Origin of the sequence: Alcanivorax quisquiliarum (assembly GCF_023051175.1) — a bacterium.
Classification (GTDB): domain Bacteria; phylum Pseudomonadota; class Gammaproteobacteria; order Pseudomonadales; family Alcanivoracaceae; genus Isoalcanivorax; species Isoalcanivorax quisquiliarum.
In genome coordinates this window covers 260,332-286,526 of sequence record NZ_JALKII010000003.1, presented here as the reverse complement: position 1 = coordinate 286,526, position 26,195 = coordinate 260,332, and the positions used below count along the sequence as shown (strand labels likewise).

The window sequence follows — 26,195 nt, the reverse complement described above, 5'->3', positions numbered from 1 at the left end:
CATGCCCACCCTGTCTGCTGCCGGTGTGTTCTGCATGGCCATGCCTCTTTCTTCAGCCCCGCCTGTAATCTTTCTGATGGGCCCGACCTGCTCGGGCAAGACTGCCTTGGCGGTGGAGCTGGTGCAGCAGCTACCGCTGGAGATCATCAACGTCGATTCGGCGCTCGTCTATCGCGGGCTTGAGATCGGCGCCGCCCGGCCCGAGCCGGAGGTGCTGGCGAAGGCGCCCCATCGGCTGCTCGGTTTTCGCGACCCTCGTGAGCCGTATTCGGCGGCGGATTTTCGTCACGACGCGCTGCGCGAAATAAAGACGGTGCATGAGGCGGGCCGGGTGCCGCTGCTGGTCGGCGGCACCATGCTCTACTACCGCGCCCTGCTGGAAGGGCTGGCCGATCTGCCGCCAGCGGACGACGCATTGCGAGCGCAGTTGAATGACGACGCGCAGCGGCTCGGCTGGCCGGCATTGCACGCGCAGCTGGCAGCGGTTGATCCGGTTACCGCGGCGCGCCTGAAGCCGAATGACGGGCAGCGGCTGCAGCGGGCGCTGGAAGTTTATCACCTCACCGGCATACCCCTCTCTGCACACCATCAGCGCCAGAGCGAGGCTGGCGCCAACGGCCCGGCGTTCCCCTACCGGACGGTGCAATTGGCCGTCGCCCCCGAAGACCGCAGCGACTTGCATCGGCGCATCGCCCTGAGGCTGGAAGCGATGCTGGCGCAGGGCCTGGTGGATGAAGTGGCGGCGCTGCGGGCGCAGCCGGGCATGCACGCCGAGCTGCCGGCGATGCGCTCGGTGGGGTATCGGCAGGTGTGGGCATATCTGGATGGGCAATACGATTATTCGCAGATGGTGGAGAAGGCGCTGGCAGCGACGCGCCAGCTGGCCAAGCGGCAGTTCACCTGGCTGCGGGGCTGGGCGGGCTTGCATTGGCTGGATAGCGATGTGCCGGACCTGACTGCTCAGGCACGGGCGCTGCTTGAAAGCGGCCCGGAATCGGTGTTTAGTAGCCGTTGATTCTGCTGCTTGTTGCACTGGGGTGGTCGCCGACTGGCCGGAAACTTTTTCCCCGGGCAACAGACGAACATGCGGCAACCCGCGCACCATGCGGGTTGCCGGGGCAGGTCAGGGATGGCCTGCCCGCCGTTCGGAGCGGTTTTGCTCCGGTTGGCGATGGCGTGGTGTATGGGTGTGGCTTCGTTTTTGCGAGAAAACATCTGTCGCTGCGGGTTGAAAAATAGCCTTGGCGCGCTATTTCAACAATCTGAAACAAAAAGGTCCGGGGTTTGCCCGGTTTTGCGCTGACTTGCTCTGGGGATATTTGTCCGGCTTTGGTCATCTGGCCATCCCCCGTTTCGGATGTTTCCCGGGGCGCTGCTTTGTGTGTGAAAAATCAAGGAGATAACGATGTCAAAAGGGCACTCGCTACAAGACCCTTTTCTCAACGCGCTGAGAAAGGAACGTATTCCGGTTTCCATTTTTCTGGTAAACGGAATCAAGTTGCAGGGACAGATCGAATCGTTCGACCAGTATGTGGTGCTACTGAAGAACGCAGTCAGCCAGATGGTTTACAAGCACGCTATTTCCACCGTTGTGCCGGCACGCAATCCACGTGCTTCGGGCCCGGGTGGTGGCAATCCTGCCATGGGTGCCAACGCCAATAATGACGACTTCGCGGGGAATGCCTGATTCGATACCGGGCTGGTGTGGTAGCGCCGGCCCGGTATCGCTTCACCGGCGCTCCCTGGTCGCACACGCTCCAGTTGCCGGTATCTGAATGGAATTTTTTGAACGTCCCGATGCGTCACCTGGTGACGCCCCCTCTGGCCGCCCCCTAGAGCGTGCGGTACTGGTTCACCTGGAATTACCGGATAGCCTCGGCCCGGAAGATCTCGACGAGTTTCACCATCTGGTTGCTTCCAGCGGTGTGCTGGCAGTGGCTGAAGTCACCGGGCGGCGGGAAAGCCCTGACCCGGCCACTTTTGTGGGAAGCGGCAAGGTGCGCGAGCTGCATGATGTGGTGGCGGCGGAAGACGCCGATGTGGTGTTGTTCAATCACGCGCTCTCGCCGGGCCAGGAGCGTAATCTCGAGCGCGCGCTGAAATGCCGGGTGCTGGATCGTACCGGGCTGATCTTGGCCATTTTTGCCCAGCGGGCGCGCACCCATGAGGGGCGCTTGCAGGTGGAGCTTGCGCAACTGCGCCACTTGTCCACGCGGCTGGTGCGCGGCTGGACGCACCTTGAGCGGCAAAAAGGCGGCATCGGGTTGCGCGGGCCGGGGGAAACCCAGCTGGAGACTGACCGCCGGCTGGTGCGCGAGCGCATTCGCAGCATCGAGGGGCGACTGGTCAAGGTGCGCAATCAGCGAGCCCAGGGCAGGCGGGCGCGGGAGCGGTCCGAGGCGCCGCTGATATCACTGGTCGGCTATACCAACGCCGGCAAATCGACACTCTTCAACCGGCTCACCGAATCGGATGTGTATGTAGCAGATCAGTTGTTCGCCACGCTTGATCCGACGCTGCGCCGGGTGCGTATCGCCGGTATCGGCCCGGCTATTCTGGCCGATACGGTCGGCTTCATCCGCCATTTGCCCCACCGGCTGGTGGATGCGTTTCGTGCCACTCTTGAAGAAACCCTCGGCGCCAGCCTGCTGTTGCATATTACCGACGCCTCGGCGCCGGAACGTGACAGCAATGTGGATGCGGTGAACGAAGTGCTGGAGGAAATCGGCGCCGATACCCTGCCGGTGCTGCATGTGTTCAACAAGATCGATCTGCTTGATGAGGCGCCACGTATCGAGCGCGATGAGCAGGGGCTGCCCTGGCGCGTCTGGGTATCGGCGCAGTCCGGGCGAGGGCTTGCGCTGCTGCACGAAGCGATGGCAGAGCGCGTTGCCCTGGGCTGGGTCGATCAGTGGGTTCGGCTGCCGGTGACCGCCGGCGGCCTGCGCGCCCGGCTGCATGAGGCTGGTGAGGTGCTGGATGAGCGCACGTCCGAGGAGGGTGCCATGCTGTTGCGTGTGCGGGTGAACCGGGTGCATTTCCAGCGTTTGCTGCGCTCGGCCGGCCTGTCGGAGACAGATGTGGCAGTGGCGCCGGGCGCGGTGCCGCCGGTTGCAGGCGACGGCCCTGCTTCCTACAATCCCAGCCGCCTGCACTGACTGGCTGTAACACGGCAGCCCCGGAACTGGTCACCAGATCACATCGGGCGTCGACTTTCTGTCCCCTGACGCGGCGGATGTTCGTGTAGAATCGCGGCTCGGGGCGGCGTCCGGCGAACGATGTGCGGCTACCTGCGGGGTGGCCGGTAAGGATGTGCAACCAAGGCCCGAATAAATCTCCGCCCGCTCCTGGGCGGCCCGATCGCACGCGCAAGCGTCGCGGCGATGGAAATTCCAGCGGAATTTTCAGCATCAGCTAGACGGAGAACCCGATGTCCTGGAACGAACCTGGCGGACAGAAGCCGCGCGACCCCTGGGGGGGCGGCGGTGGCAACAACAACCAGGGTCCACCGGACCTGGATGTAGTCATCAAGAACCTGAAAGACAAACTTGGCGGAGCCTTTGGTGGCGGTAACCGCGGGGGCAGTGGCCAGGGGAGCAGTGGCGGCGCCGGCATCATCGGCATTGTGCTGGCGGTGCTGATCGTCATCTACGGCATCTGGGCGGCGTTCCAGATCGATTCCGCCGAACAGGGTGTGGTGTTGCGCTTTGGCAAGCTGCATCGCGTGGTCGAGCCGGGCCTGAACTGGCACCTGCCGCCGTTCGAGTCTTATCACAAGGTCAATGTCACGCAGATGAACAGCCATCGCGTGAACGAAGAAATGCTGACTGGCGACACCAATATTGTGGGTGTGACGCTGGAAGTACAGTACCGGGTCATTGATCCGGCCGCCTATCTGCTGAAGGTGGCCAACTCCGATACCGTGCTGCGCAACGCCACCGACAGTGCGCTGCGCCATGTGGTGGGCAGCAAGACGATCAATGCTGTCTTGAGCACCGAACGGGAAGACCTGCGTGCCTCGGTGCAGCGCCGCCTGCAGGAATACCTGGATGAATATTCCACCGGCTTGCTGGTTGCGGCAGTGGTGCTCGATAGCACAGCGGCGCCGGCTGCGGTGCGCGAGGCATTCCAGGATGTGGCCCGTGCTCGCGAAGATGAAGACCGCTTCAAGAAAGAGGCTGAAGCGTATGCCAATGCTGTGATTCCGGAAGCACGCGGCCGCGCTCAGCGCCTGCGTGAGGAGTCCGAAGCCTACCGCGCCGAGATTGTTGACCGTGCACGCGGTGAGGCAGAGCGGTTCGGGAAACTGCTGACAGAATACACTCGCTCCCCGGAAGTGACACGCGAGCGGCTGTATCTGGAAACCATGGAAGAAGTGCTGGGCAACACCAGCAAGGTGCTGGTGGATGTGCAGGGCGGCGACAGCCTGTTGTATCTGCCGCTGGATCAGATCATGAAGCAGCATCGTGATCCCGCCAGCGCCTCGGGTGGCGGGGCGTCTCGTAGCAGCAGCAGCGGCGTGTCGTCGTCATCGTCGACGTCATCCTCTTCCACGGCTGCGGGCACCAGCGGCAACAATGCCTCGCGCAGTCTCTATGGCCGTTCGACCAGGGAGGTTCGCTGATGTCTCAGAGAAGCCTGATGAGCCTCATCGCGGCACTGTTCCTGGTGATCGCGGTGCTGGATTCGTATTTTATCGTCAATGAAACCGAGCGTGCGGTGCTCAAGCGGTTCCAGGAAATCGTGCGTACCGATATAGAGCCCGGTATCCATTTCAAGGTGCCGTTCATTGACCAGGTAGTGCGCGTGGATGGCCGCGCAACGGCGTATGAGCTGCCGGCGCAATCCTATCTCACCTCCGAGCGCAAGCTGGTGGATGTCAGCTCGTTCGTGATCTGGCGTGTGCAGGATGTGCAGCGTTACGTCACCGTGATCGGTGGCGGGGCCGCCAACAACTCTGACCGCATGCGCGACATCGCCCAGCAGCGCCTCAATGTGCGGGTGGCGGAGCGGCTGCGTAACGAAGTGGCGCAGATGACGGTGCAGGAAGTCGTTGCCGGCCGCAAGGAAGTGATTGCCGATGCCGAGCTGGTCGGTGTGGTGACACCGCAGGTGGGTGATGGCGACAGCAATGTGCCGCCTCCGCCAGTGATCAGCGCTGAGGAAGCTGGCGAGCTGGCGCCGTCGGAAGATGCCCGTGAACAGCTGATGGTCAAGGTGCTGGCGGAGCTGAAAGACGACGTGCTGGAAGATTTCGGCATTGATGTGGTGGACATTCGCGTCAAGCAGGTGGATTGGCCCACCGAGGTGCGTGACCGGGTGTTCGCCCGCATGAGCGCCGAGCGTGCCCGTGACGCCGAGCGGCATCGCTCCGAGGGCCGTGAAGGGGCGGAGAAGATTCGTGCCGCAGCCGAGCGGGAGCGCACCGTGCTGCTGGCGGAAGCGTTTCGTGATGCAGAGCTGATTCGTGGTGACGGCGATGCCGAGGCAGCTGCCATCTATGCGAGCATTTACAATCGCGACCGCGAGTTCTTCCGCTTCTACCGCAGCCTGCAAGCCTATCGCGACAGCTTCCGCGATCATCAGGATGTGCTGGTGCTGGAGCCGGATGGCGATTTCTTCCGCTACCTGAAGAGCGCCACGGGTAATTGAGACAAGCCTGGCGCCTGCACCCGATCAATGGGTGCCTGCGCCGGGATGAAGTGCTAACATGCGCCCGCCGGGCAACCGCCCGGCGTTTTGCTGTCTGCCGAGCAGCCAGATGGACTGGATTCTGGTATTGAAGGCGCTGTGCCTGGTGCTGGTGATCGAAGGGCTGGTGCTGTGCCTGTCGCCACGTCATTTGCGCGCCGCCGCCTTGCAGCTGGCGCGTCTGGATGACCGGGCGCTGCGAACGTTGGGCCTGGCGGCCATGCTTGGTGGCGCAGGCCTGTTGATCCTCCTGAAGCATACAAGTTGAGTATGAACCGCGAAGAACAGTGGCTACTACCCGAAGGGGTAGAAGAAATACTGCCTGAGCGGGCCGCCGTGATCGAAGGATTGCGCCGCCGCCTGCTGGACCTCTATACCCGCTGGGGTTACGAGCTGGTATTCCCGCCATTGATCGAGTTTCTGGAGTCGTTGCTCAACGGCGCCGGGCGTGATCTGGAAATCGAGACGTTCAAGCTGACCGACCAGCTCTCTGGCCGCATGATGGGTGTGCGTGCGGATATCACGCCACAAGTGGCACGCATTGATGCGCACAGCTTGCGCCGCAAGGGGCCAAGCCGGCTGTGCTACTGCTCGACAGCATTGCGCACCCGTATCGGGTTGCCGGGTGCCTCACGCATTCCGTATCAGATCGGTGTCGAGCTGTTTGGTCACGACGGTATCGAAAGCGATGCGGAAGTCATCAGCCTGATGCTGGCCACGCTGGCCGAAGCAGGTGCCGACGATGTCACGCTGGAGCTGGGACACGTGGGCATTTACCGCGCCCTGGTGCGAGCTGCCGGGCTGACAGATGCCGACGAGGCAGTCCTGCGCGGGATTTATTTGCGTAAGGCGCGCACCGAGCTGGATGCGTTCTTCAGCGAGCGTGCCTTGCCCGAGCCGGCCGCACGCGCCTTGGCTGCGCTGCCCTGGCTGGCGGGCGAGGATGCATTGGCGCAAGGCCGGGTCTTGCTGGCCACGGCCAGTGCAGAAGCGCTGGCGGTGCTCGAGCAACTGGCGGAATTGGTGGCGCGCGTGCGTGCGACCCATCCGCAGGTGGCAATTCATCTCGATCTGGGTGAATTGCGTGGTTACCACTACCACACCGGCAGCCTGTTCGCGGCCTATCGCAACGGCGTCAGCGAGCCGCTCGCCAAAGGCGGCCGCTACGATCATATCGGCGAAGTATTCGGGCGTGCCCGGCCGGCCACTGGCTTCAGCGCTGATCTGAAGCTGCTGGTGGCTTGCCAGGGCACGGCAGTACAACCCGGCGGCATTCTGGCGCCAGCCGGCAGTGATGCGGCGTTGCTGGCAGAAATCGCCAGGCTACGTGCCGCTGGCGAACGTGTCGTGCAGGCGCTGCCGGGCGCGGACAATCTTCCGGCAGAGCTGCGCTGTGACCGTGAGCTGGTGTTCGTGGAGCAGCGTTGGCAGCTTCATTCCCTTTCATCCTGACCAGGAATAGTGATCGCAGGCCATGGGCAAGAATGTCGTAATTCTGGGCACCCAGTGGGGTGACGAAGGCAAGGGCAAGATCGTTGATCTGCTGACCGATCAGGTGGCTTGCGTGGCCCGTTTTCAAGGCGGCCACAATGCTGGCCACACGCTGGTCATCGACGGTGAGAAAACGGTTCTGCACCTGATTCCGTCAGGCATCCTGCGTGACGGTGTGCAATGCTTCATCGGTAATGGTGTGGTGCTGGCGCTGGATGCGTTGCTGCGCGAAATCAAAGGCCTGGAAGCGAAGGGCGTGCCAGTGCGCGAGCGTTTGCGCCTGAGCGCCTCCTGCCCGCTGATCCTGCCAGTGCATGTGGCGCTGGATCAGGCCCGTGAACACGCACGCGGCGAGGCCAAGATCGGCACCACCGGGCGCGGTATCGGCCCGGCCTACGAAGACAAGGTCGCCCGCCGTGGCGTGCGCCTGGGCGATGTGTTTCATCGTGAGCGCTTTGCCGCCAAGCTGGGCGAAGTGCTGGATTATCACAACTTCGTGCTGCGCAATTATTACCATGCCGAGCCGGTGGATTTTCAGAAGACGCTGGATGAAACCGTCGAGATGGCAGAAAACATCAGCAGCATGGTGACGGATGTGACCGCCGAGCTGCACGCCAAGCGCCTCGCCAACGAGAGCATTCTGTTCGAGGGGGCGCAGGGCACGCTGCTGGATATCGATCACGGCACCTATCCGTTTGTCACCTCCTCCAACACCACGGCGGGCGGCACCGCCACCGGTACCGGTTTTGGGCCGCTGTATCTGGATTATGTGCTCGGCATCACCAAGGCTTACACCACTCGTGTCGGCTCCGGGCCGTTCCCCACCGAGCTGTTTGATGACGTGGGCAGCCGGCTGGCCGAGCGCGGCCACGAATTCGGTGCCACCACCGGGCGCCCGCGCCGCTGTGGCTGGTTCGATGCGGTGGCACTCAAGCGTGCCATCCAGATCAATTCCATCAGCGGCCTGTGCCTGACCAAGCTGGATGTGCTCGACGGCCTGGATGTGGTGCAGGTCTGTGTTGGCTACAAGGATGAGGCAGGCCGGGTGCTGGATGCCTGTGCCGGTTGGGATGCAGATTCCTATGCCACCATGGAGCCGGTCTATGAAGAGCTCCCCGGCTGGCAGGAATCAACGCTGGGTGTGAAAACGCTGGACGGGCTGCCGGCCAACGCCCGCGCCTATATCAAGCGCATCGAGGAAGTGACCGGCGCGCCCATCGATATCATTTCCACCGGGCCGGATCGCGTGGAAACCATCGTCCTGCGCCATCCTTTCGAGTGACCTGAAACGCCGGGAGCCGTGATGGGCGCCCGGCTTCGCTTGTTCCCCGACGGCCTTTTGCGGCAACCTGACAGTGTCCAACCGTCAGGGAGACAGGCCATGGATATCCTGCGCATTCTGATTTCGGTGTTGTTGCCGCCCTTGGGTGTGTTTCTGAAAGTCGGGCTCGGGGGCGCCTTCTGGCTGAATATTCTGCTGACGCTGCTGGGCTATCTGCCCGGCGTCATTCATGCGGTGTACATCATCGCCAGTCGCTGAGCGCCAGTTGCTGCTTGCCCGTCGCCGAGCGGCAACGGGCGGCAAGGTATTGGCATAAAGGGCGTGTCAGCGCCGCCGTTTGACGGTCAGCACCAGCACCAGCGTCAGCACTGCAACACCAGCCGGGAACAGCACCATGAACGGCCGGCGACGCTCGGCCCGCTCGGCTGCTTCACGCTCCATCGCCTGCACCGAGGCATTGGCCGCCTGTGCCTGCGGCACGGCCACCGGCGCAAAACTCAGCGTCAGGCCGAGCAAGGCAGCAGCGCTCACACGCGCCAGGCTGCGGCGGCGTGTCAGGCTGCGGCGGACAGGAATGTTGGATGAGGTGGCAGCGTTCATGGCGATAACTCCTGTCGTGCCCGGTGTGGGCAGGGGAGAGCAAAAGGCTGCGTCTGGTGCCGATGCGGCGCAAGAAAGAAGCCGGTGTTTCGCCATCGGCCCTGGCGGCCTGAAAACGAAAAAGGCCCCCAAAGGGAGCCTTGAAATTGGTGCCGAGGAGAGGACTTGAACCTCCACGCCCTTTCGAGCACTAGCACCTGAAGCTAGCGTGTCTACCAATTTCACCACCTCGGCTCGTTCCCGGAAGCGTTGTTACATTCAACCGGAAAGCGCGCGTATTCTAGTATACGGCGCCGCATTGTCAAATCTTTCTTGCAGAATTTCACCACAGAAGGCGATTCTGCCGGTTGCGTGCGCTGGGGTCTGGCCCCACTATGGGCGGACACGGTGGCGATATGTAAAGCCGCCGCCACTTTCCCTTGTGGCATCACGTTTGTCCACGCGGGAGCTTATTCCAGGAAAAACTGTATTTCATGAGTAAAAGATCGAGAGGATATCGAGATCCCCATGCGGCGCGAGAAGCGGCGCGATATGAACGGCCGGTGGCCAGCCGCGAGCTGATTCTTCAGGTATTGAATGATATTGGCCGGCCGCAGACTCGCGATCAGCTGGAAGTGCTGCTCGATGTCGTTGATGAGCAGGATCGCGAAGCACTGCGCCGGCGTCTCAAAGCGATGTTGCGCGACGGCCAGCTGGCGGAAAACCGCCGCGGGCAGTACGGCATTGTCGAGCGTATGGCGCTGGTGCCGGGGCGTGTGCAAGGGCATCGCGACGGGTTCGGTTTCGTGGTGCCGGATGCGGGCGGTGAAGATCTGTTTGTCTCGCCGCGCCAGATGCAGGCGGTGCTCGATGGTGATCGGGTGCTGGTCAGCCCCGAGGGCCGTAACCGCTTCGGCAAGCGCGAGGCGCGTATTGTAGAAGTGATTGAGCGGGTCAATACCGAAGTGGTAGGCCGCTATGTGCGCAGCTCGGCCGGCCCCGGCATCGAGCCTGCCAACCGTCGTATCACCACCGAAGTGCTGATCGAGGATGCCAACGGCATTACCGCACGCGAAGGCGACCATGTGCGCGCCGAGATTACTCATTATCCGGACGGGCGCGAGCCCCGGCTGCTGGTGCGGTTGCTGGAAGTGATCGCCTCGCCGGATCAGCCGGGCATGGAAGTGGATGTGGCGTTGCGCAGCCACGATATCCCGTTTGTCTGGCCGGTCGAGGTCGAAGCAGAAGCGGCAGCGATCCCGGATCAGGTGTCGGAAAAATCGATCAAGGGCCGCGTTGATCTGCGCAATCTGCCGCTGGTCACCATTGATGGTGAAGATGCGCGCGACTTTGATGACGCAGTATTTGTCGAGAAGCGCCGCTGGCGGCGTGGCTGGCGGTTGATAGTGGCCATCGCTGATGTGTCGCACTATGTGCAGCCCGGCTCGGCCCTGGACGAAGAGGCGCATCGCCGGGGCACGTCGGTGTATTTCCCCAATCGCGTCATCCCCATGCTGCCGGAAAAACTGTCCAACGGTTTGTGTTCGCTGAACCCGGATGTGGATCGCCTGTGTCTGTTTTGCGAGATGCAGGTGTCGGCCAATGGCCGCATCACCGGGTTTCATTTTGGCGAAGGGGTGATGCGCTCGCGCAAGCGGCTGACCTATACCCAGGTAGGTGCCTTGCTGGAAGAGCCGGGCAGCCCGGCGGGCAAAGCGGCGCACGAGGCGCTCGATAGCGGGCTGCGCACCATGCTCGGCGACTACCACTCGCTGTATCAGGCATTGCGCAAGCGCCGCGATGAGCGAGGCGCGATTGATTTTGAAACCGTGGAAACACGGATTATTTACGACGAGCAGAAAAAGATCAGCGCCATCGAGCCGGTGCGCCGCAATGTGGCACACATGATGATCGAAGAGGCGATGCTGGCGGCGAATATCTGCGCGGCGCGGCTGCTTGAGCAGTCCGGCCTGCCGGCGCTGTATCGTAACCATGAGCCGCCTAAAACCGAGAAGCTGCAAAGCCTGAAAGATTTTCTCGGGCCATTGGGCGTGTCGCTGGCCTGGTCGGAAAAAGACGGCGATGCCAAGCCGGCGGTATTTCAGAAGCTGGCGGAGGCTATCAGCAAACGCCCTGATCGCATTCTGATCCAGACGGTCATGCTGCGCTCGCTGACGCAGGCGCGCTATACCGCCGAGAACAAGGGGCACTTCGGGCTGGCTTACGCCGCGTATACCCACTTTACCTCGCCGATCCGCCGCTACCCTGATCTGCTGGTGCATCGTACCATTCGTTACCTGATCCGCAGCGGCGATGTGCCCAAGCACACCGACAACCCCGGCAAGCTGCCGAAACTGCCACAGGCGCAGGCGCTGCCCTACGATCAGGCCGCGATGGTGCAGCTTGGTGAGCACTGCTCGATGACGGAGCGCCGTGCCGACGATGCAACGCGCGATGTGGTGCAGTGGCTGAAGTGTCAGTACATGCAGCAGCACATCGGCGACGAGTTCCCCGGTGTCATCAGTGGCGTCACCAATTTCGGGCTCTTTGTGCAGCTGGATGATCTTTATGTGGATGGGCTGGTACATGTGGCGCATCTGGATAGCGATTATTATCACCATGATGAAAAGCGGCACATGCTGATCGGGGAGTCCTCCGGGCGCCGTTTCCAGCTTGGCGATTCGATTCGCGTGCAAGTGGCAGCCGTGCATGTGGAAGACCGCAAGATCGATCTGCAACTGGCGCAGGAACAGGCCCCCGCCTCGCGTAAAAGGGGCGGTGTACGCCAGGCGTTGGCAGAAGGCCGCATTCCGAAAAAAGATGGCGCCACACCGCGAAAACCCGCTGGCAAGCCCACCGGCAAGTCAGCTGCCGGAAAAGCGGCCGCGGGGCAGAGCAAAAAGCCCGCCGGCAAGCCGGCGTCGGCCCGCAAAGCCACCGCTGGCAAATCGACAGAAAAGCCGGGCTCCGGTAAAAAGCCGGCGCGTCGTTCCCGGAAATAACCCACTGCTTATGCCGGGCGGAGCCCCGCCCGGTGTCGGAGTTTTCTCATGAAACCAGTCTGGTTTGCAGGGCTGCACGCCGTGGAGAGCCTGTTGCGGCATCGCCCGGAGGCGGTGCTGGAAATTTATCTGGATGATCGGCGGGCGGAGCGTGGTGAAGAACGGCTACTGCGTTTGAGCGAGCAGGCGCAAGCATTGGGGCTGCGGCCGCAGCGTGTCGGGCGCGAGGCGCTGGAAAAACATGCCGGCCCCCAGCATCAGGGCGTGGCAGCGCGTGCCCGGCCGCGCGCACCGGGTGATGAGCAGGCGCTTCTGAAGCATCTGGATCGTTTGCCCCATGAGCCGCTCTTGCTCGTGCTTGATGGCGTCACCGATCCGCATAACCTGGGCGCCTGCTTGCGCAGCGCTGATGCGTTCGGTGTCGATGGCGTCATCGTGCCCCGGCGCAATGCCTGTGGGCTGACACCGGTGGCCTGCCGCAGTGCCGCCGGTGCGGCTGAGACGGTGCCTTATTTCGAGGTGGGTAATCTGGCGCGGCTGCTGGAGCAATTACGCGAGCGCGGTGTCTGGATTGCCGGCACCGGCCGTGATGCGCATAGCCAGTTGTTGCATGATTTCGAACCTGCTGGTGCGCTGGCGGTCGTGATGGGAGCGGAAGGTGATGGTATGCGCCGGCTGACCAGGGACAAATGTGATTATCTGCTCGAAATCCCCATGGTCGGCGAGGTGGAGAGCCTGAATGTGTCCGTGGCCACGGCAGTGGTGGTGCACCATCTGGCCCGGCCCCGGCTTCAGCGCGCCTGATCTTCGCCTGCTGCTGGCCCGGCTGCCTGCGCTGCCATCTGCTCCAGCGGCAGCGCAGGCAGCGGAAAGCTCACATGGGTGCTGCGGTTGAAACGGTAGCGCTCGCGATAGTGCGGTTGCTGAAATCCGGCGGCTTTTTCCAGCGCGCTATCGATATCTTCCGGGCCGTTGACCTTGTGCCAGTCGTCGTCGGGTGGCGGCGCGGGTGGTGGGGCAAGCTCACCCTGTGCGATCTTTTCCGCCACCGCATCGCGCTCTCGCTGCCAGGCAAGCAGTGCCGCCACGAACGCATGTTCACTGTTGTATAGCGCCAACTGCGGTCGCGGCGGCAGGAAATCTTCCGGTGCCGGTGTGCTGTCCGCGGGGCAGTGCAGGCTCAGGCCCAGCGCCAGGCAACTCGCCAGCAGATGTTTCACGGCTGCGGGCCCTGTTACTCGACCACGCGACAGTTTGCGACGCAGCGCCCCGAGCTGACGTAGACGTCGCCCCGCACCCGTACCAGCGCGCTGTTGTGGTCGTAAAACAGCACCAGGTTCTCGTTGCGCTGCACCAGCTTCAGGCCGGCGTTATCGCTGCTCGCCTCGACACGCCGGGCTTCGTGGTCCCGGCGCAACTCCTGATCATCGGCGTGGCGAGCCTGGCGCCAATCCGGCGGCAGCCGCACCAGTGCGGCGCGAGGCAGCAAACGCTGCGCGGCCGGTGGGCCGGCGTGCAGGCGCTCGTCTGCAAGCTCGTTTGGGTTCAGGCGCTGCAAGACGAAGCTCTGCGAGGTGCTGCGGTCATACCATGTGGCGTGGCGTTGATAATCAAAGCGTGGCTGCTGGCGGGCGCTGGCCACGGCGTCGCCCAGGTTTTCATGGTGGCGAGCCGGCTCGTCGTGTTCGACGGGGGTGCACTTGGCCGGATGGTTGTGCAGCTCTGCTTCCAGCCGTTTGAAGGTCATGATGTCGGCAATGAAAGCGCTGTAATCCTGATAATGCTCAAGCTCGGGCCGCTCTGGCAGCATTGGCGGCGTGCAGGCGTTGCTTGCTGTAACGACGGGGCTTGCCGCGACAGGGCTGGCAAGGCTCAGGAACGTAGCGGCCGTTGCGGCGGGCAGTGCTATAGAGAGTGCAGCGGACAGTGCCGCCAGATGCTTCAACATGGGGTGTCCCCGTTTTGTTCTTGTTGTGCATGTTGGTCGCGCCTTGCCATACGGCAGGTGGTGCGGCCTCTGAGAATAAGCCGCAAGGCGTACGGAGGCAATCAGCGTGGGGCCAGCGGCGATATTGGCGGTTGCTTGTGCCCGGGGCGGCTGATGCGGTAGAATCGCGCCCCTTCCCGAGCCCGGCTCTGCGTTTTTGCAGGCGTGCACGGGGACTCCTTGCCTCACCGCTGGTGCGGGAGGCTGCCCAATCCGTAAGGAGCTGATAATGCGTCATTACGAAATCGTGTTTCTGGTTCACCCGGACCAGAGCGAGCAGGTGCCTGCCATGATCGAGCGCTATACCGCGATGATCACGGAAGCCAAAGGCGCCATCCACCGTCTTGAAGACTGGGGCCGCCGCCAGCTGGCCTACCCGATCAACAAGATCCACAAGGCGCACTATGTTCTGATGAACATCGAGTGCGACGGCGAGACGCTTGCGGAGCTGGAAAATACCTTCCGCTTCAACGACGCCGTGATCCGTAACGCGGTACTGCGCCGCGACGAGGCTGTTACCGAGCCTTCGCCGCTGGCCAAGTCGGACAACCGGGAGGAAGCAACCGCTGGGGCCTGAGCGTAATCATTGCGAGCTGACCGGCGTCATCCATTCCCTTGAAACGATACGCCTGACGCCCGCCGGGGCACCGACCAGACGACTCTGGCTCGAACATCGCTCCCGGCAGGAAGAAGGTGGCGCTCCACGCGAAGTACAGGCCCGTATGGCCGTGATGCTTGTCGGGGAGGCGCTAGTAAGCCAGAGCAGGCAGCTGGCCGAAGGGCAGAGAATCCTGGTGCAGGGTTTTCTCGCCCGGGCAGGTTTCAGGGGTGAGGCGCGCGACAGATTGCAGCTACACGCTACCCGGTTTGAATGCTTCGACTGACAAATTCCAGGAGATTTCCAATGGCCCGTTTCTTTCGCCGTCGCAAGTTCTGCCGCTTCACAGCGGAAGGTGTTACCCGGATCGATTACAAGGATCTGGACACCCTGAAAGCCTACATCACCGAAACCGGCAAGATTGTCCCGAGCCGCATCACTGGCACCAGTGCGCGCTACCAGCGTCAGCTGGCTCAGGCCATCAAACAGGCGCGCTATCTGGCACTGCTGCCGTACAGCGACACCCACGACAACTGAGCCGGAGCGAGGTAAGAGATCATGCAAGTCATTCTGCTCGACAAGATCAAGAACCTGGGCGATCTGGGTGCCGTGGTGGAAGTGCGCGCTGGTTATGGCCGCAACTTCCTGATTCCGCAAGGCAAGGCGCTGCCCGCCACAAAAGAGAATCTGGCTGTGGTGGAAGAGCGCCGCGCCGAGCTGCAACAGCAGGCTGAGGAAGCGCTGGCCGCTGCCAATGCTCGCGTGGAGCAGCTGGCCGAAGCGCAGGTCACCATCGGTGCCAAAGCCGGTGATGAAGGCAAGCTGTTCGGTTCGATCGGCACACGCGACATCGCCGACGCCATCACCGCCCAGACCGGCGTGACCGTTGAAAAGGCAGAGGTCAAATTGCCGAACGGTGCGCTGCGCAACACCGGCGAGTTCGAGATCGACCTGCAACTGCACGCCGAAGTGACTACCACGATCAAGGTGGTGGTGGTCTCGGAAGCCTGATTGCTGCTGCAATAGTTGCATTGAAGGTCAAGAAAAACGCCCCGATCGGGGCGTTTTTCGTTTCGGCTGCACGACCGGCCAGCGTTCAGCGGCTGCTGAGATAAGACTGCCGCCTGCTGGTGGGGCTGAACACCCACTGCCATAACTGAATGTCTCGTGCCTCAAAGGCGCCGGCGCAGCAATTCAGATAATAGCGCCACATGCGATAGAAGCGCTCATCATAGGCCGCAGCGATCTCGGGCCAGCGGTGGCGGAAATTGGTATCCCAGGCGCGCAGAGTGCGCGCATAGTCGGTGCCGAAGTTGTGCATGTCCTCGGTGATGAAGGCCGCTTCCGAAGCAGCGGCAATCTGCCCCACGGAGGGCAGCTCGCCATTGGGGAAGATATAGCGATCAATCCAGGCATCGTGGCCGCTGGATGAGTGATTGGTGCCGATCGTGTGCAGCAGGGTGAGGCCGTCCGCGGCCAGCAGCCGGTGTACCGCATCAAAGTAAGTGCGATAGTTGCGCCGGCCGACATGTTCGAACATCCCCACGGAGACGATGCGATCGAACTGGCCGGTCAAAGTGCGGTAATCCGTCAGGCTGATCTCGACCGGCAGGCCCTGGCAGCGCTCTCTGGCAAAACCGGCCTGTTCCGAAGACAGCGTCACGCCGAGCCCCTTGATGCCGTAATGGGTGGCGGCGTGGTGCAGCAGCCCGCCCCAGCCACAGCCGATATCCAGCAACGTCATGCCCGGTTCCAGCTGCAACTTGCGGCAGATCAGATCCAGTTTGGCGGTCTGGGCGGCGGCCAGGCTGTCGGCGTGGCGCCAGTAACCGCAGCTGTAGCTCATGGTCGGATCGAGCATGCGCGTGAACAGATCGTTGCCGAGGTCGTAGTGCTGGTGCGCCACTTTCGGTGCCCGGCGCAGGCTTTGCCGATTGATCAGCGCTTGCCAGAGCCATTGCGTGATGTGCTGCCAGCGGGAGTGGCTTTCCTGCGTGCCGCCGTGCACCAGCAGGCGGCGAATGAACTCATCCAGTGCCTGACAATCCCACCAGCCATCCATATAGGATTCGCCCAGGCCCAGGGAGCGGTGCATCGCCACCCGGCGCCAGAAACGGCGATCATGCACTTGCGGGTCCCAGGGCCGGCTGCCATTGATGCGGATATCGGCCCGTTCCAGCAGGCGCTGGAGCGAGTGTGGCAGCCAGCGGGGAACCGGAGCTGGCGCCGGTTGCGTCGCCGCTGGGGAGCGGCTGCGGCGGTGTTCGGTCAACGGCGAAATGCTCGACATGTTTCCTCCCTGGGTGGCGACCCGATGGAATCCAGGCAGATGCATAGCCAAATCACACCCCAATGTGAGAAGTGCCGCGCCCATTGGCAAGCGCTTTAACATTCTTATACAACTGTGCAGCACGCCGGACGCGCCGCGCCGGTGATACGGGGCGGGTACGGCTGTGGCATACTCTCCGCCACCTTGCTGATATCACCCAGGCACGTCCTCAGATGAACGATATGTCCCAACTTGACCCGCATTTGCCGGAAGCCCTGCGCCTGCCGCCCAATTCCATTGAGGCCGAGCAGGCCATTCTTGGCGGCTTGATGATCAATAACGACGCCTGGGATCAGGTGGCGGAGCGGGTCAGCGAGCCCGATTTTTACCGCAAGGACCATCGGCTGATCTTTCGCGTGATGGCACAACTGGCGGAGCAGGATCAGCCCCGCGACATGGTAACGGTGGCGGAAGCGCTGGAGCAGCTGGGCCAGCTGGAAAACGCCGGCGGCGGCACCTATCTGGCCGAGCTGACGCGCAACACGCCCAGCGCGGCCAATATTTCCGCTTACGCCGATATCGTGCGGGAGCGCTCGATTCTTCGGCAGCTGATCAATATCTCGCAGAAAACTGCGGACAAAGCCTTTCGGCCCGAGGGGGCCACCAGCGCCGAGATTCTTGATAGCGCGGAATCCGCTATCTTCGAAATCGCCGAGCAGCAGCAGAAAGGCACCGGGCCACGGGATATCAAGGCGCTGCTGAAAAGCACCGTGGACAGGATCGACGAACTGTACCGCAACAAGAGCGCGGTGACGGGCCTCTCCACCGGCTTTGATGAGCTCGACAAAATGACCTCCGGGCTGCAACCGTCCGATATGGTGGTGGTGGCGGCCCGGCCGTCGATGGGGAAAACCACCTTCGCCATGAACTTGTGCGAGCACGTGGCCATTCACGGTAACAAGCCGGTGCTGGTGTTCTCCATGGAGATGCCTGGCGAAAGCCTGGTGATGCGGATGTTGTCGTCGCTGGGGCGTATTCATCAGCAGAACGTGCGCTCCGGCCGGCTTGATCCGGACGACTGGCCACGGATCAGCTCCGCTATTCAAATGCTTTCCGAGCGCAAACTGTTCATTGATGACACCGGCGGCTTGTCGCCGCTGGAAATGCGCGCCCGCGCCCGCCGTGTGGCACGGGAATGTGGCGGTGAGCTGGGCCTGATCATGGTGGACTACCTGCAACTGATGCAGGTACCCGGCAGTGACAACCGGGTGAACGAAATCTCCGAGATTTCCCGCTCCTTGAAGGGCCTGGCGAAAGAACTCAACGTGCCGGTGGTGGCGCTCTCGCAGCTGAACCGCTCGCTGGAACAGCGGCCGAACAAGCGCCCGGTGATGTCTGACTTGCGAGAATCCGGCGCTATCGAACAGGATGCGGATCTGATCATCTTCCTGTATCGCGACGAAGTGTATAACAAGGACACGCAAGAAAAGGGCATTGCCGAGATCATCATCGGCAAACAGCGGAACGGGCCCATCGGCACCGTGCGGCTGGCATTCCGGGGCGAGTTCACCCGCTTTGATGACCTGGCGCCGGAGTATTATCAGGAATATGCCGGTGAATAACCTGCCTCCGCAGCGCGACGGAGCTGCCCACGCATGACACGCAATACCCTGCTTGAGCTGCGTGCTCCGGCGCTGATCGCCAATGCCCGCAAGGCGCGGCAGCTGGCGGGCCGTGCCGCCATGTTCGCCATGGTGAAAGCCAATGCTTACGGCCACGGCCTGAGCTGGGCTGCCAGCGCGCTTCGGCCCGAAGTGGATGGCTTTGGCGTGGCCCTGATGGAAGAGGCGCAAGCGCTGCGCGAGGCCGGCATCAAGGCACCGCTGCTGCTGGTAGAGGGATGCTTCGATCAGCAGGAGCTGCTCGCCGCCAGCGCAGCGGATATCCAGCTCGTGGTACACAGCGGCTGGCAGATCGAGCTGCTGGAGCGCACGCGGCTGCCGGCGGTTGTCACCGTCTGGCTGAAGGTGGATTCCGGCATGCACCGGCTGGGTTTGCCGGTGCACCAGTGCGCGGCAGCAATTGCGCGCCTGCGCGCCTTGCCGCAGGTGAGGCTGGCGGGCGTGATGAGCCATTTTGCCTGCGCCGACATGCCGCAGGATACGCAAAGCGCGCAGCAGCTGGCATCGTTGCGCAGGCTGGCCGATGCCCATGGCCTGGCATTCAGCGCGGCCAATTCCGCCGGCCTGTATCGCTACCCCGACAGCCATGGTGCGCTGGTGCGCCCCGGCATCATGCTGTATGGCGGCTCGCCTCTGTTAAACCAGTCCGCTGCCTCGTTGGGGTTGGCTGTCACGCAGCGCCTCAGTGCGCGCCTGATTGCCGTCAACGAGGTGCCGGCCGGTGATGCGGTCGGCTATGGCGCCACCTGGCGTGCCTCGCGGCCGAGCCGGATCGGCGTGGTCGCGATCGGCTATGGCGATGGCTACCCGCGTCATGCGCCGAACGGCACGCCAGTGGCAGTCAACGGCATACGCACCGGCCTGGCGGGCCGCGTGTCGATGGATATGCTGACCGTGGACGTGACCGATATTCCCGCTGCGGAGCCGGGCGATGAGGTGGAATTGTGGGGCGACCTGGTCAGTGTGGACGAAGTGGCCGCTGCCTGCGGCACCATCAGCTATGAATTGTTCTGTCAGGTGACGCCGCGTGTGCGGCGGGTGGTGATCTGATTTTCCCCGGCAGCACTTCCCCGTTGCGAAGTGCGCTGGCTGCAGGCTCCGGTCTGCCGCAAATAAAGATGCCGGCAGGCTTGGGGATCGGCTATCCGCGCCGCTCCGGGCATGGCGGATGGCGCCACCTGACGGGGTTGTTCTGAGGATGAGCAATGGCGAAGCGTAAAACAGCGTTTGTCTGCAATGAATGCGGTGCCGATCACCCCAAATGGCAGGGGCAGTGCAGCGCCTGTGCTGCCTGGAACACGCTCAGTGAATTTGTGATCGATCCGGCCACGCCGGCGCGGGCGGCCAGTAGCGGCCGCAGCGGGTATACCGGTGAGCTGGCGGATGTGCAGCGGCTGGATCAGATCGAGCTGACTGAAACGCCGCGCATCGCCACCGGCACGGCGGAGCTTGATCGGGTGCTCGGCGGCGGCCTGGTGCCGGGCTCGGCTATCTTGATCGGTGGCCATCCCGGCGCCGGTAAATCCACCTTGCTGTTGCAGACTTTGTGCCGCCTGGCGGCGCAGCACCCCTGTCTTTATATCACTGGCGAAGAGTCACCCGCGCAGGTGGCGATGCGCGCCGAGCGGCTGCAACTGCCGCGTGATCAGCTCAAACTTGCCGCAGAAACAGATGTGGAGCGGATTCTTGATCTGGCGCGCAAGGAGCGCCCGAAGATTCTGGTGATCGATTCGATCCAGGTGATGTATCTGACTGCACTGCAATCGGCACCGGGGTCTGTTGCGCAGGTGCGCGAATCCGCCGCTGCGCTGACCCGCTTCGCGAAACAGACCGGCACGGTGTTGCTGCTGGTGGGGCACGTTACCAAGGATGGTACGTTGGCCGGCCCGAAAGTGCTGGAGCATATGATTGATTGTTCGCTGATGCTGGAGGGCTCGACAGATTCCCGTTTTCGCACATTGCGCGGGCTGAAGAATCGTTTTGGCGCGGTCAATGAACTTGGCGTGTTTGCGATGACGCAAGAGGGCCTGAAAGAGGTGAAAAACCCGTCGGCGATTTTTCTCAATCGCGCCGACGATATTGCCTCCGGCTCGCTGGTGACGGTCGTCTGGGAGGGCACGCGCCCGCTGCTGGTGGAATTGCAGGCGCTGGTCGATCAGAGCCATTTCGGCAACCCGCGTCGGGTCTGCGTGGGGCTTGAACAGAACCGGCTGGCGATGCTGCTGGCGGTGCTGCATCGCCACGGTGGTATTCAGGTAGGTGATCAGGATGTGTTTGCCAACGTGGTCGGCGGCGTCAAGGTGATGGAAACCGGCGCTGATCTGGCGTTGCTGCTGGCGATTGTGTCGAGCTTCCGCGACCGCGCCTTGCCGCGTGAGCTTGTCGTGTTTGGCGAGGTGGGCTTGTCCGGCGAAATACGCCCCGTGCCGCAGGGCCAGGAGCGCTTGTCAGAAGCTGCCAAGCATGGCTTTCGCAAGGCGATCATCGGCAAGGCGAATCAGCCGCGCACGCCGATAGCGGGCATGCAGGTGATTGCTGTCTCGACACTGGCAGAGGCGCTGGAACATATCTGATTGCTTCGCCTTTGCTCCGGCCGCGTGCGGCGCAGCAATTATTCCTCTTCTTCGTCCGGGCTCAGCATTTCATCCTGCCCCAGATGCAGCGCCAGCAGGCGGCGCAGGTGGCGCAGGGCATCCAGATCGATGCGCGTAAACTCCAGCCCGGCCATATCCCGCTCTACACGGCGCACTTCCGCTGCCAGCGGAATGCGGATATCGGAATCCTCCAGCAACAGATCGAGCTGGCAGGTTTCGCCCGGCGTCATAGTGACGCCGGGTGGCATGGTAATCAGCACGCCCTTGAGTGCCAGATCCAGCACTTCCACATTGAACAAGGTGCCCTGGGCGGTCAGGTGCGCCTCCCCATCGAACGGTGTACGCGTGAAACGGCGTTTGTCTTTCATGCTTGATCTGTTGCCTGCTTGTCGGCGCACCAGACGTTGCCTGGCTGCGCCCGAGTACGTTGTGCCGGGGCGCGTCGGTGGCGGGTGTTGCTCCCTGCGTCACCCCCTGCCGCCTCGGCCGAGAGGCGCAAGCCCGGAATTATTGTGCTGTGGCGTGCCGCTTCGCAGTGGCACGCGGATGCCAGTATAGGGGGCGCTCGCCGTTCTAGGAACCGGTGTCGCCGATGGGCTGCACAGTGGTGCAGGATCAGCCGCGCTATCGTGCGCTGATCGCTTGGCCGTAATATTCATTTCCATGCCTCTGGCTCGTGACGCGCCGTGTTCTGGGCACGGGCTGAAAACAGGAGACAGATGGGCCGTCGTCAGGGTTTCGGGCGGGCATTTACCGAGCGCAAATGAGTTGTGAGCGCGGGGCTTTAAAATGGCGCCGGAGCGGGGAGGTGTCGGCAGGGCCGGGAAGCGGAGATGAGGCGAGATGAGGGAAAAATTGTTGCCGACAGCGAGCGTAGCTCGCCATCGGCAACGGCGTGTGCTCAGACACTGATTTTCTTGTACCGGGTGCGTTTCGGCTGCAAGGCTTCGTCGCCCAGCTTCTTGCGGCGGTATTCCTCGTATTCGGAATAACTGCCCTCGAACCACTCCACTTCGGAGTTGCCCTCAAGCGCCAGAATATGCGTGGCGACACGATCCAGAAACCAGCGGTCGTGCGAAATCACGATGGCGCAGCCGGGGAAGGCCAGCAGTGCTTCTTCCAGCGCACGCAGGGTTTCCACGTCCAGGTCGTTGGTGGGTTCATCAAGCAACAGCACGTTGGCGCCCTGTTTCAGCAACTTCGCCAGGTGCAACCGGTTGCGCTCACCACCGGACAGATCCTTGACGCGCTTTTGCTGATCCTGGCCCTTGAAGTTGAAGCGCCCCAGGTAAGCGCGCGACGGCACTTCATAGTTGCCGATCTTGAGGATATCCAGGCCCTCGGAAATTTCTTCCCAGACGCTCTTGCTGCCATCCAGATCTTCCCGGCTCTGGTCCACATAGGCCAGTTGCACTGTATCACCGATCTGCACTTCGCCGCTGTCGGGTTGCTGCTCACCGGTGAGCATGCGGAACAGGGTGGTTTTCCCCGCCCCGTTGGGGCCGATGATGCCGACAATAGCACCGCGAGGCACGCTGAAGTTGAGGTTTTCATACAGCAGCTTGTCGCCAAAATGCTTGGCAACATTGTTCAGCTCGAACACCTTTTCGCCCAGGCGTGGGCCGGGCGGGATATACAGCTCTTGTGTCTCGTTGCGTTGCTGGAATTCCTGGCTGGCCAGTTCCTCGAACGCAGCGACACGGGCCTTGTTCTTGGCGCGGCGGCCTTTCGGATTCTGCCGCACCCACTCCAGTTCTTTTTCCACGGTTTTGCGGTGCGCGCTTTCGGCTTTGGCTTCGCGCTCCAGGCGCGCTTCTTTCTGCTCAAGCCAGGAGGTGTAGTTGCCCTTCCACGGAATGCCTTCGCCGCGATCAAGCTCCAGAATCCACTCGCAGGAGTTATCGAGAAAGTAACGGTCGTGCGTGACGGCCACGACAGTGCCCTGAAAATCGTGCAGGTAGCGCTCAAGCCAGGCGACGGATTCTGCATCCAGATGGTTGGTAGGTTCATCCAGCAGCAGCATGTCGGGCGCCGAGAGAATCAGACGGCACAGCGCGACACGGCGTCGCTCGCCACCAGACAGGTGTTTCACTTCTGCTTCCCAGGGTGGCAGGCGCAGGGCGTCGGCGGCTATTTCCAGCTTGCGCTCCAGGTTGTGCGCATCAGCGGTTTCGATAATGGCTTCCAGCCGTGCTTGTTCTTCTGCCAGTTTGTCAAAATCGGCGTTTTCTTCCGCATAGGCGGCGTACACTTCTTCCAGCCGCTGTTGTGCAGCGCGGATTTCGCCCAGCGATTCTTCCACCACTTCCCGCACTGTCTTGGTGTTGTCCAGCTCCGGTTCCTGCGGCAGATAGCCGATGTTGATGCCGGGCTGCGGGCGCGCTTCACCGATATAGTCTTTGTCGACCCCCGCCATGATGCGCAGCAGGGTGGATTTGCCCGCGCCGTTGAGACCCAGCACACCGATCTTGGCGCCGGGGAAAAACGACAGCGAAATGTCCTTGAGGATGTGCTTTTTGGGCGGCACGATCTTGCCGACCCGATCCATGGTGAAAATGTATTGAGACATAGAGTAGATACGCCAGAGAACGTGAAAACGATGCGCCCTGGCCGATTCTGGAACAGGGCCGGGGCGAGGTTCGCCTAAGCTAGCCGAAACCGCTCTCAGTTGAAAGGGAGCGGCAGCTGGCGATGGGGCAGGTTCAGGCCGGCAGGTTCTGCACCAGTGCCATGTAAAGCGCGGTGCCGGCGGCGATCGAGAGCAACACATTGCCGCGCCACAGATGCAACCCGGCCACTACCAGCGCCGCCAGCAATAGCGGCACGCCTTCCGCCGTCATGTTCAGGGTCAGCTCCGGGCCGAGCGGGCGCAGCCGGCGCAGCGCGAACAACACCAGAATGGTCATGATCGCGGCCGGCAGTTGCTCGCCGAGAAAACGCAGCAGCGGATGCCCCTGAAAACGGCGCAGCGCCAGAAATGGCAGCATCCGCGACGCCAGCGTCGCCAGGCCCGCCACACCGATGGCCAACAGCAGCTCAAGCATCACGGTGCCCGCCGTTGGCGGGCGTAATCCGCCAGCAGCACCAGACAGGCGCCGCCAATTGCTACCAGTAGCACATGCTGTGCCGGCAGGTAGTAAATGGCCGCGCCCGCGCACAACAGCCCGACCACAAACGGGCGCGCCTGACGCACGCTGCGCATCATCTCGATGGTCAGCACGATGAACAGCGCGGTGAGGGCAAACTCCATGCCGGCGCTGTCGAACGGCAGGGCACTGCCGAGCAGCGCGCCGAGCACCGAGCCGGTCAGCCACCAGAGCTGGTTCAGCAGGCTGACACGAAACGCCATGGCTGCTTGTTCCGCATCGGGGTGCGATGTCAAAAGCGAATAGGTTTCATCGGTGAGCGCGTAGATAAGATACGGCTTGCGTTTGCCTGCGCCGCTGAAACGCTCCAGCAACGACAGCCCGTAAAACAGATGACGTGAGCCGAGCAGAAAACTGGCCACGGCGATTTCCGTCAGCGAAGCCTGGGCAGCCAGCAGCGACAGCAACAGGAACTGGCCGGCGCCGGAATAAACCGCGACCGACATCAGCGGCGCCACCCACCAGGGATAACCCATCTGCACACAGACCACGCCGAAGGCGATGCCCAGCGGCACATAGCCGAGCATCACGGGCGAAGTCAGGAGCGCCGCCTGGCGCCAGGGAGCGAGCGAAAAAGCCATGGTCACACTATTTGCAGTTTGTTGCCGTTTGCAGAACAGCCGGATTGGCCAGCGCATCATAGGGGCGTAGCGTGCGCCGGGCCAGCCGTCAGTCGATGCCGGCGCTGGTCAGACGCTGCCATACCCAGCCCAGCTCACGTGATCTGATTTCAGCACGTGCCCACGCACTGGGCACGGGTGTGACAGTGCCATCAGGTTGCAGCTCGGCCACCTGAAACGCGAATGAGTAATACCCGCGCAGGCCCATGCGTAAATCCGTCATCACCACGCGGCCATCGGCGGTGCGCTCGATACTGTAAAAGCCGTGCGTGAAACGGGCCAGCCGTGCTACAGGCCAGTGCTCGCCGAGATCGTCCAGCAGTGCCGTGTCGCTGCGATGGGCGGTAAAGGTCGGTGCTCCGTGCCCATCTAGCAACGAGTAAAAACCTTCCAGATAGCCATCGTCCGTCATGACCACTATCCGCCAGAGCAGAGTATTGAAAGGCGTGGGTGTGCTCAGCACTTGGGTGTGTGCGACCTCATGGCTGGCCAGATAAGTGTGCACGCGGTGATCCACCCAGGCTTTGGCGCCCATGCCCCACAACATGTAACTGCTGCTGAGCACCAGCCCGGCAGCGCTCCAGCGCAGTGCAAGCGCCGAATCACGCACCCACAGTGCCCCCACAAGCCCGGCCAGCAGGGGTACGGTGTAAAACGGATCAATGATGAACACCACCGAGCCGGACACCGGATAATCGGTGAGCGGCCAGAAAAGCTGCGTACCGTATACGGTGAGCGCATCCAGCAGCACATGCGTGATCAGCACCAGCCAGACCAGCCAGAACCAACGCCAGCGAAGGTGGCCGAGATCCTTGTGGCAGCGCCTGATCAGCGCGGCCAGCAACGGTGCCAGCAGTGTCAGCACAATGAGCGAGTGGCTGGCCGAGCGGTGATAAGTGAAGGCGGCCACGGGATCCGCCAGCGGCACCAGCACATCCAGATCCGGCAGTGTGCCCAGGGCGGCGCCCCAGGCCAGCGCACGGCGGCCGGCATGGCGGCCCATGACGGTGTGGGCGACGGTGGCGCCGAGGGCGATTTGGGTCAGTGAATCCATGGCCAGTGTCCACGTGCAGCGAATGGGCGCGGCACATGCTGGCAAAGCGCGCCGGTGCTGCCAACCGGCTGCCGCTGCCCGGCGAGGTGCCGGGAGCGCGGCAGCGCCTGTGTGTGGCCTGCTCACGTCATCATGAGCGGGCTTCAGTGCCTTTGTCTGCGGATTTGGTTAGAATACGCGCCCTTCACACCGTAACCAGA

Annotated in this window: 27 protein-coding genes and 1 tRNA gene; 18 read left to right on the top strand and 10 right to left on the bottom strand. The window is 62.6% G+C overall.

Going from position 1 to position 26,195, the window contains the following annotated elements:
* The first annotated feature begins 1 nt into the window (after position 1).
* The 9 genes from miaA (at position 2) to MU846_RS07175 (ending at position 8,722) form a co-directional block, all read left to right on the top strand.
* Positions 2-1,015, top strand: coding sequence for a tRNA (adenosine(37)-N6)-dimethylallyltransferase MiaA (miaA, locus tag MU846_RS07215; protein WP_246951071.1), 1,014 nt, complete (start codon positions 2-4; stop codon positions 1,013-1,015).
* Positions 1,016-1,405: 390 nt separating this feature from the next.
* The gene (gene hfq / locus MU846_RS07210) at positions 1,406-1,687 is read left to right on the top strand and encodes an RNA chaperone Hfq (RefSeq protein WP_246951069.1); all 282 of its coding nucleotides are present in this window, start codon (positions 1,406-1,408) and stop codon (positions 1,685-1,687) included.
* 88 nt (positions 1,688-1,775) lie between these two features.
* The gene (gene hflX / locus MU846_RS07205; RefSeq protein ID WP_246951066.1) at positions 1,776-3,158 is read left to right on the top strand and encodes a ribosome rescue GTPase HflX; all 1,383 of its coding nucleotides are present in this window, start codon (positions 1,776-1,778) and stop codon (positions 3,156-3,158) included.
* 272 nt (positions 3,159-3,430) lie between these two features.
* Positions 3,431-4,624: an FtsH protease activity modulator HflK gene (gene hflK / locus MU846_RS07200; protein WP_246951064.1), complete on the top strand. Its 1,194-nt coding sequence runs from the start codon at positions 3,431-3,433 to the stop codon at positions 4,622-4,624.
* Positions 4,624-5,652 carry a protease modulator HflC gene (gene hflC / locus MU846_RS07195; RefSeq protein ID WP_246951062.1) on the top strand — a complete coding sequence of 343 codons (1,029 nt, stop codon included), beginning with the start codon at positions 4,624-4,626 and terminating at the stop codon, positions 5,650-5,652. The genes hflK and hflC overlap by 1 nt, the downstream gene beginning before the upstream one ends.
* A gap of 109 nt (positions 5,653-5,761) precedes the next feature.
* Complete coding sequence (locus tag MU846_RS07190; RefSeq protein ID WP_246951060.1) at positions 5,762-5,959, top strand: DUF2065 domain-containing protein; 198 nt, start codon at positions 5,762-5,764, stop codon at positions 5,957-5,959.
* 2 nt (positions 5,960-5,961) lie between these two features.
* A complete protein-coding gene (locus MU846_RS07185) occupies positions 5,962-7,143 on the top strand; it encodes an ATP phosphoribosyltransferase regulatory subunit (RefSeq protein WP_246951058.1) in 1,182 nt (393 codons plus the stop codon).
* A gap of 22 nt (positions 7,144-7,165) precedes the next feature.
* Complete coding sequence (locus MU846_RS07180; protein WP_246951056.1) at positions 7,166-8,464, top strand: adenylosuccinate synthase; 1,299 nt, start codon at positions 7,166-7,168, stop codon at positions 8,462-8,464.
* Between the two features lie 99 nt (positions 8,465-8,563).
* Positions 8,564-8,722, top strand: coding sequence for a YqaE/Pmp3 family membrane protein (locus MU846_RS07175; protein WP_246951053.1), 159 nt, complete (start codon positions 8,564-8,566; stop codon positions 8,720-8,722).
* A 66-nt stretch (positions 8,723-8,788) separates the two neighbouring features.
* Here the strand turns inward: MU846_RS07175 and MU846_RS07170 are convergent, their stop codons facing one another.
* Both MU846_RS07170 and MU846_RS07165 read right to left on the bottom strand, forming a co-directional pair.
* Positions 8,789-9,064, bottom strand: a complete 276-nt coding sequence (locus MU846_RS07170) for a hypothetical protein (protein WP_246951051.1) — start codon at positions 9,062-9,064, stop codon at positions 8,789-8,791.
* Between the two features lie 147 nt (positions 9,065-9,211).
* A tRNA-Leu gene (locus MU846_RS07165) sits at positions 9,212-9,298 on the bottom strand.
* Positions 9,299-9,537: 239 nt separating this feature from the next.
* Here MU846_RS07165 and rnr point away from each other — a divergent pair.
* A complete protein-coding gene (rnr, locus tag MU846_RS07160) occupies positions 9,538-12,045 on the top strand; it encodes a ribonuclease R (protein WP_246951049.1) in 2,508 nt (835 codons plus the stop codon).
* A gap of 48 nt (positions 12,046-12,093) precedes the next feature.
* Positions 12,094-12,849: a 23S rRNA (guanosine(2251)-2'-O)-methyltransferase RlmB gene (gene rlmB / locus MU846_RS07155; protein ID WP_246951048.1), complete on the top strand. Its 756-nt coding sequence runs from the start codon at positions 12,094-12,096 to the stop codon at positions 12,847-12,849.
* Here the strand turns inward: rlmB and MU846_RS07150 are convergent.
* Together MU846_RS07150 and MU846_RS07145 are read right to left on the bottom strand one after the other, a co-directional pair.
* Positions 12,837-13,265: a hypothetical protein gene (locus tag MU846_RS07150; RefSeq protein WP_246951046.1), complete on the bottom strand. Its 429-nt coding sequence runs from the start codon at positions 13,263-13,265 to the stop codon at positions 12,837-12,839. The genes rlmB and MU846_RS07150 overlap by 13 nt on opposite strands.
* Positions 13,266-13,279: 14 nt before the next feature.
* Entirely contained in the window at positions 13,280-13,993 is a 714-nt protein-coding gene (locus MU846_RS07145) for a hypothetical protein (RefSeq protein WP_246951045.1), read from the bottom strand.
* Positions 13,994-14,261: 268 nt separating this feature from the next.
* Here MU846_RS07145 and rpsF point away from each other — a divergent pair, with 268 nt between their 5' ends.
* From rpsF to rplI, 4 genes are read left to right on the top strand one after another with little or no spacing between them, the layout of a single operon-like run.
* Positions 14,262-14,609 carry a 30S ribosomal protein S6 gene (rpsF, locus tag MU846_RS07140; RefSeq protein ID WP_246951043.1) on the top strand — a complete coding sequence of 116 codons (348 nt, stop codon included), beginning with the start codon at positions 14,262-14,264 and terminating at the stop codon, positions 14,607-14,609.
* The gene (gene priB, locus MU846_RS07135; protein ID WP_306799303.1) at positions 14,545-14,916 is read left to right on the top strand and encodes a primosomal replication protein N; all 372 of its coding nucleotides are present in this window, start codon (positions 14,545-14,547) and stop codon (positions 14,914-14,916) included. The genes rpsF and priB overlap by 65 nt, the downstream gene beginning before the upstream one ends.
* Positions 14,917-14,936: 20 nt before the next feature.
* Entirely contained in the window at positions 14,937-15,167 is a 231-nt protein-coding gene (gene rpsR / locus MU846_RS07130) for a 30S ribosomal protein S18 (RefSeq protein ID WP_246951034.1), read from the top strand.
* 21 nt (positions 15,168-15,188) lie between these two features.
* Complete coding sequence (rplI, locus tag MU846_RS07125) at positions 15,189-15,641, top strand: 50S ribosomal protein L9 (protein ID WP_246951032.1); 453 nt, start codon at positions 15,189-15,191, stop codon at positions 15,639-15,641.
* Positions 15,642-15,726: 85 nt separating this feature from the next.
* On the opposite strand, the gene cfa is transcribed toward rplI, so the two are convergent.
* The gene (gene cfa / locus MU846_RS07120) at positions 15,727-16,920 is read right to left on the bottom strand and encodes a cyclopropane fatty acyl phospholipid synthase (RefSeq protein ID WP_246951030.1); all 1,194 of its coding nucleotides are present in this window, start codon (positions 16,918-16,920) and stop codon (positions 15,727-15,729) included.
* A 212-nt stretch (positions 16,921-17,132) separates the two neighbouring features.
* On the opposite strand from cfa, the gene dnaB reads away from it, so the two are divergent.
* From dnaB to radA, 3 genes are all read left to right on the top strand, one after another.
* Positions 17,133-18,521, top strand: a complete 1,389-nt coding sequence (gene dnaB, locus MU846_RS07115) for a replicative DNA helicase (RefSeq protein ID WP_246951020.1) — start codon at positions 17,133-17,135, stop codon at positions 18,519-18,521.
* A 33-nt stretch (positions 18,522-18,554) separates the two neighbouring features.
* Positions 18,555-19,631, top strand: a complete 1,077-nt coding sequence (alr, locus tag MU846_RS07110) for an alanine racemase (protein ID WP_246951018.1) — start codon at positions 18,555-18,557, stop codon at positions 19,629-19,631.
* Between the two features lie 155 nt (positions 19,632-19,786).
* The gene (radA, locus tag MU846_RS07105; RefSeq protein WP_246951016.1) at positions 19,787-21,154 is read left to right on the top strand and encodes a DNA repair protein RadA; all 1,368 of its coding nucleotides are present in this window, start codon (positions 19,787-19,789) and stop codon (positions 21,152-21,154) included.
* 38 nt (positions 21,155-21,192) lie between these two features.
* Here radA and MU846_RS07100 read toward each other — a convergent pair whose 3' ends face one another.
* From MU846_RS07100 to MU846_RS07080, 5 genes are all read right to left on the bottom strand, one after another.
* Complete coding sequence (locus MU846_RS07100; RefSeq protein WP_246951001.1) at positions 21,193-21,543, bottom strand: PilZ domain-containing protein; 351 nt, start codon at positions 21,541-21,543, stop codon at positions 21,193-21,195.
* 533 nt (positions 21,544-22,076) lie between these two features.
* Positions 22,077-23,744, bottom strand: a complete 1,668-nt coding sequence (gene ettA, locus MU846_RS07095; RefSeq protein ID WP_246950999.1) for an energy-dependent translational throttle protein EttA — start codon at positions 23,742-23,744, stop codon at positions 22,077-22,079.
* Between the two features lie 133 nt (positions 23,745-23,877).
* Entirely contained in the window at positions 23,878-24,219 is a 342-nt protein-coding gene (locus tag MU846_RS07090; protein WP_246951183.1) for a branched-chain amino acid transporter permease, read from the bottom strand.
* A complete protein-coding gene (locus MU846_RS07085) occupies positions 24,219-24,902 on the bottom strand; it encodes an AzlC family ABC transporter permease (RefSeq protein ID WP_246950997.1) in 684 nt (227 codons plus the stop codon). The genes MU846_RS07090 and MU846_RS07085 overlap by 1 nt, the downstream gene beginning before the upstream one ends.
* 88 nt (positions 24,903-24,990) lie before the next feature.
* Positions 24,991-25,995, bottom strand: a complete 1,005-nt coding sequence (locus MU846_RS07080) for a metal-dependent hydrolase (RefSeq protein WP_246950989.1) — start codon at positions 25,993-25,995, stop codon at positions 24,991-24,993.
* Positions 25,996-26,195 lie beyond the last annotated feature (200 nt).

Coding starts and splice junctions, on each gene's coding strand:
- rnr (WP_246951049.1), top strand. CDS start 9,538: ATGAGTAAAAGATCGAGAGGATATCGAGATCCCCATGCGGCGCGAGAA.
- rlmB (WP_246951048.1), top strand. CDS start 12,094: ATGAAACCAGTCTGGTTTGCAGGGCTGCACGCCGTGGAGAGCCTGTTG.
- MU846_RS07085 (WP_246950997.1), bottom strand. CDS start 24,902: ATGGCTTTTTCGCTCGCTCCCTGGCGCCAGGCGGCGCTCCTGACTTCG.
- radA (WP_246951016.1), top strand. CDS start 19,787: ATGGCGAAGCGTAAAACAGCGTTTGTCTGCAATGAATGCGGTGCCGAT.
- alr (WP_246951018.1), top strand. CDS start 18,555: ATGACACGCAATACCCTGCTTGAGCTGCGTGCTCCGGCGCTGATCGCC.
- miaA (WP_246951071.1), top strand. CDS start 2: ATGCCCACCCTGTCTGCTGCCGGTGTGTTCTGCATGGCCATGCCTCTT.
- rpsR (WP_246951034.1), top strand. CDS start 14,937: ATGGCCCGTTTCTTTCGCCGTCGCAAGTTCTGCCGCTTCACAGCGGAA.
- MU846_RS07180 (WP_246951056.1), top strand. CDS start 7,166: ATGGGCAAGAATGTCGTAATTCTGGGCACCCAGTGGGGTGACGAAGGC.
- MU846_RS07185 (WP_246951058.1), top strand. CDS start 5,962: ATGAACCGCGAAGAACAGTGGCTACTACCCGAAGGGGTAGAAGAAATA.
- hflX (WP_246951066.1), top strand. CDS start 1,776: ATGGAATTTTTTGAACGTCCCGATGCGTCACCTGGTGACGCCCCCTCT.
- hfq (WP_246951069.1), top strand. CDS start 1,406: ATGTCAAAAGGGCACTCGCTACAAGACCCTTTTCTCAACGCGCTGAGA.
- MU846_RS07080 (WP_246950989.1), bottom strand. CDS start 25,995: ATGGATTCACTGACCCAAATCGCCCTCGGCGCCACCGTCGCCCACACC.
- rpsF (WP_246951043.1), top strand. CDS start 14,262: ATGCGTCATTACGAAATCGTGTTTCTGGTTCACCCGGACCAGAGCGAG.
- dnaB (WP_246951020.1), top strand. CDS start 17,133: ATGAACGATATGTCCCAACTTGACCCGCATTTGCCGGAAGCCCTGCGC.
- hflK (WP_246951064.1), top strand. CDS start 3,431: ATGTCCTGGAACGAACCTGGCGGACAGAAGCCGCGCGACCCCTGGGGG.
- MU846_RS07175 (WP_246951053.1), top strand. CDS start 8,564: ATGGATATCCTGCGCATTCTGATTTCGGTGTTGTTGCCGCCCTTGGGT.
- cfa (WP_246951030.1), bottom strand. CDS start 16,920: ATGTCGAGCATTTCGCCGTTGACCGAACACCGCCGCAGCCGCTCCCCA.
- MU846_RS07170 (WP_246951051.1), bottom strand. CDS start 9,064: ATGAACGCTGCCACCTCATCCAACATTCCTGTCCGCCGCAGCCTGACA.
- MU846_RS07145 (WP_246951045.1), bottom strand. CDS start 13,993: ATGTTGAAGCATCTGGCGGCACTGTCCGCTGCACTCTCTATAGCACTG.
- ettA (WP_246950999.1), bottom strand. CDS start 23,744: ATGTCTCAATACATTTTCACCATGGATCGGGTCGGCAAGATCGTGCCG.
- hflC (WP_246951062.1), top strand. CDS start 4,624: ATGTCTCAGAGAAGCCTGATGAGCCTCATCGCGGCACTGTTCCTGGTG.
- rplI (WP_246951032.1), top strand. CDS start 15,189: ATGCAAGTCATTCTGCTCGACAAGATCAAGAACCTGGGCGATCTGGGT.
- MU846_RS07090 (WP_246951183.1), bottom strand. CDS start 24,219: ATGCTTGAGCTGCTGTTGGCCATCGGTGTGGCGGGCCTGGCGACGCTG.
- MU846_RS07100 (WP_246951001.1), bottom strand. CDS start 21,543: ATGAAAGACAAACGCCGTTTCACGCGTACACCGTTCGATGGGGAGGCG.
- MU846_RS07190 (WP_246951060.1), top strand. CDS start 5,762: ATGGACTGGATTCTGGTATTGAAGGCGCTGTGCCTGGTGCTGGTGATC.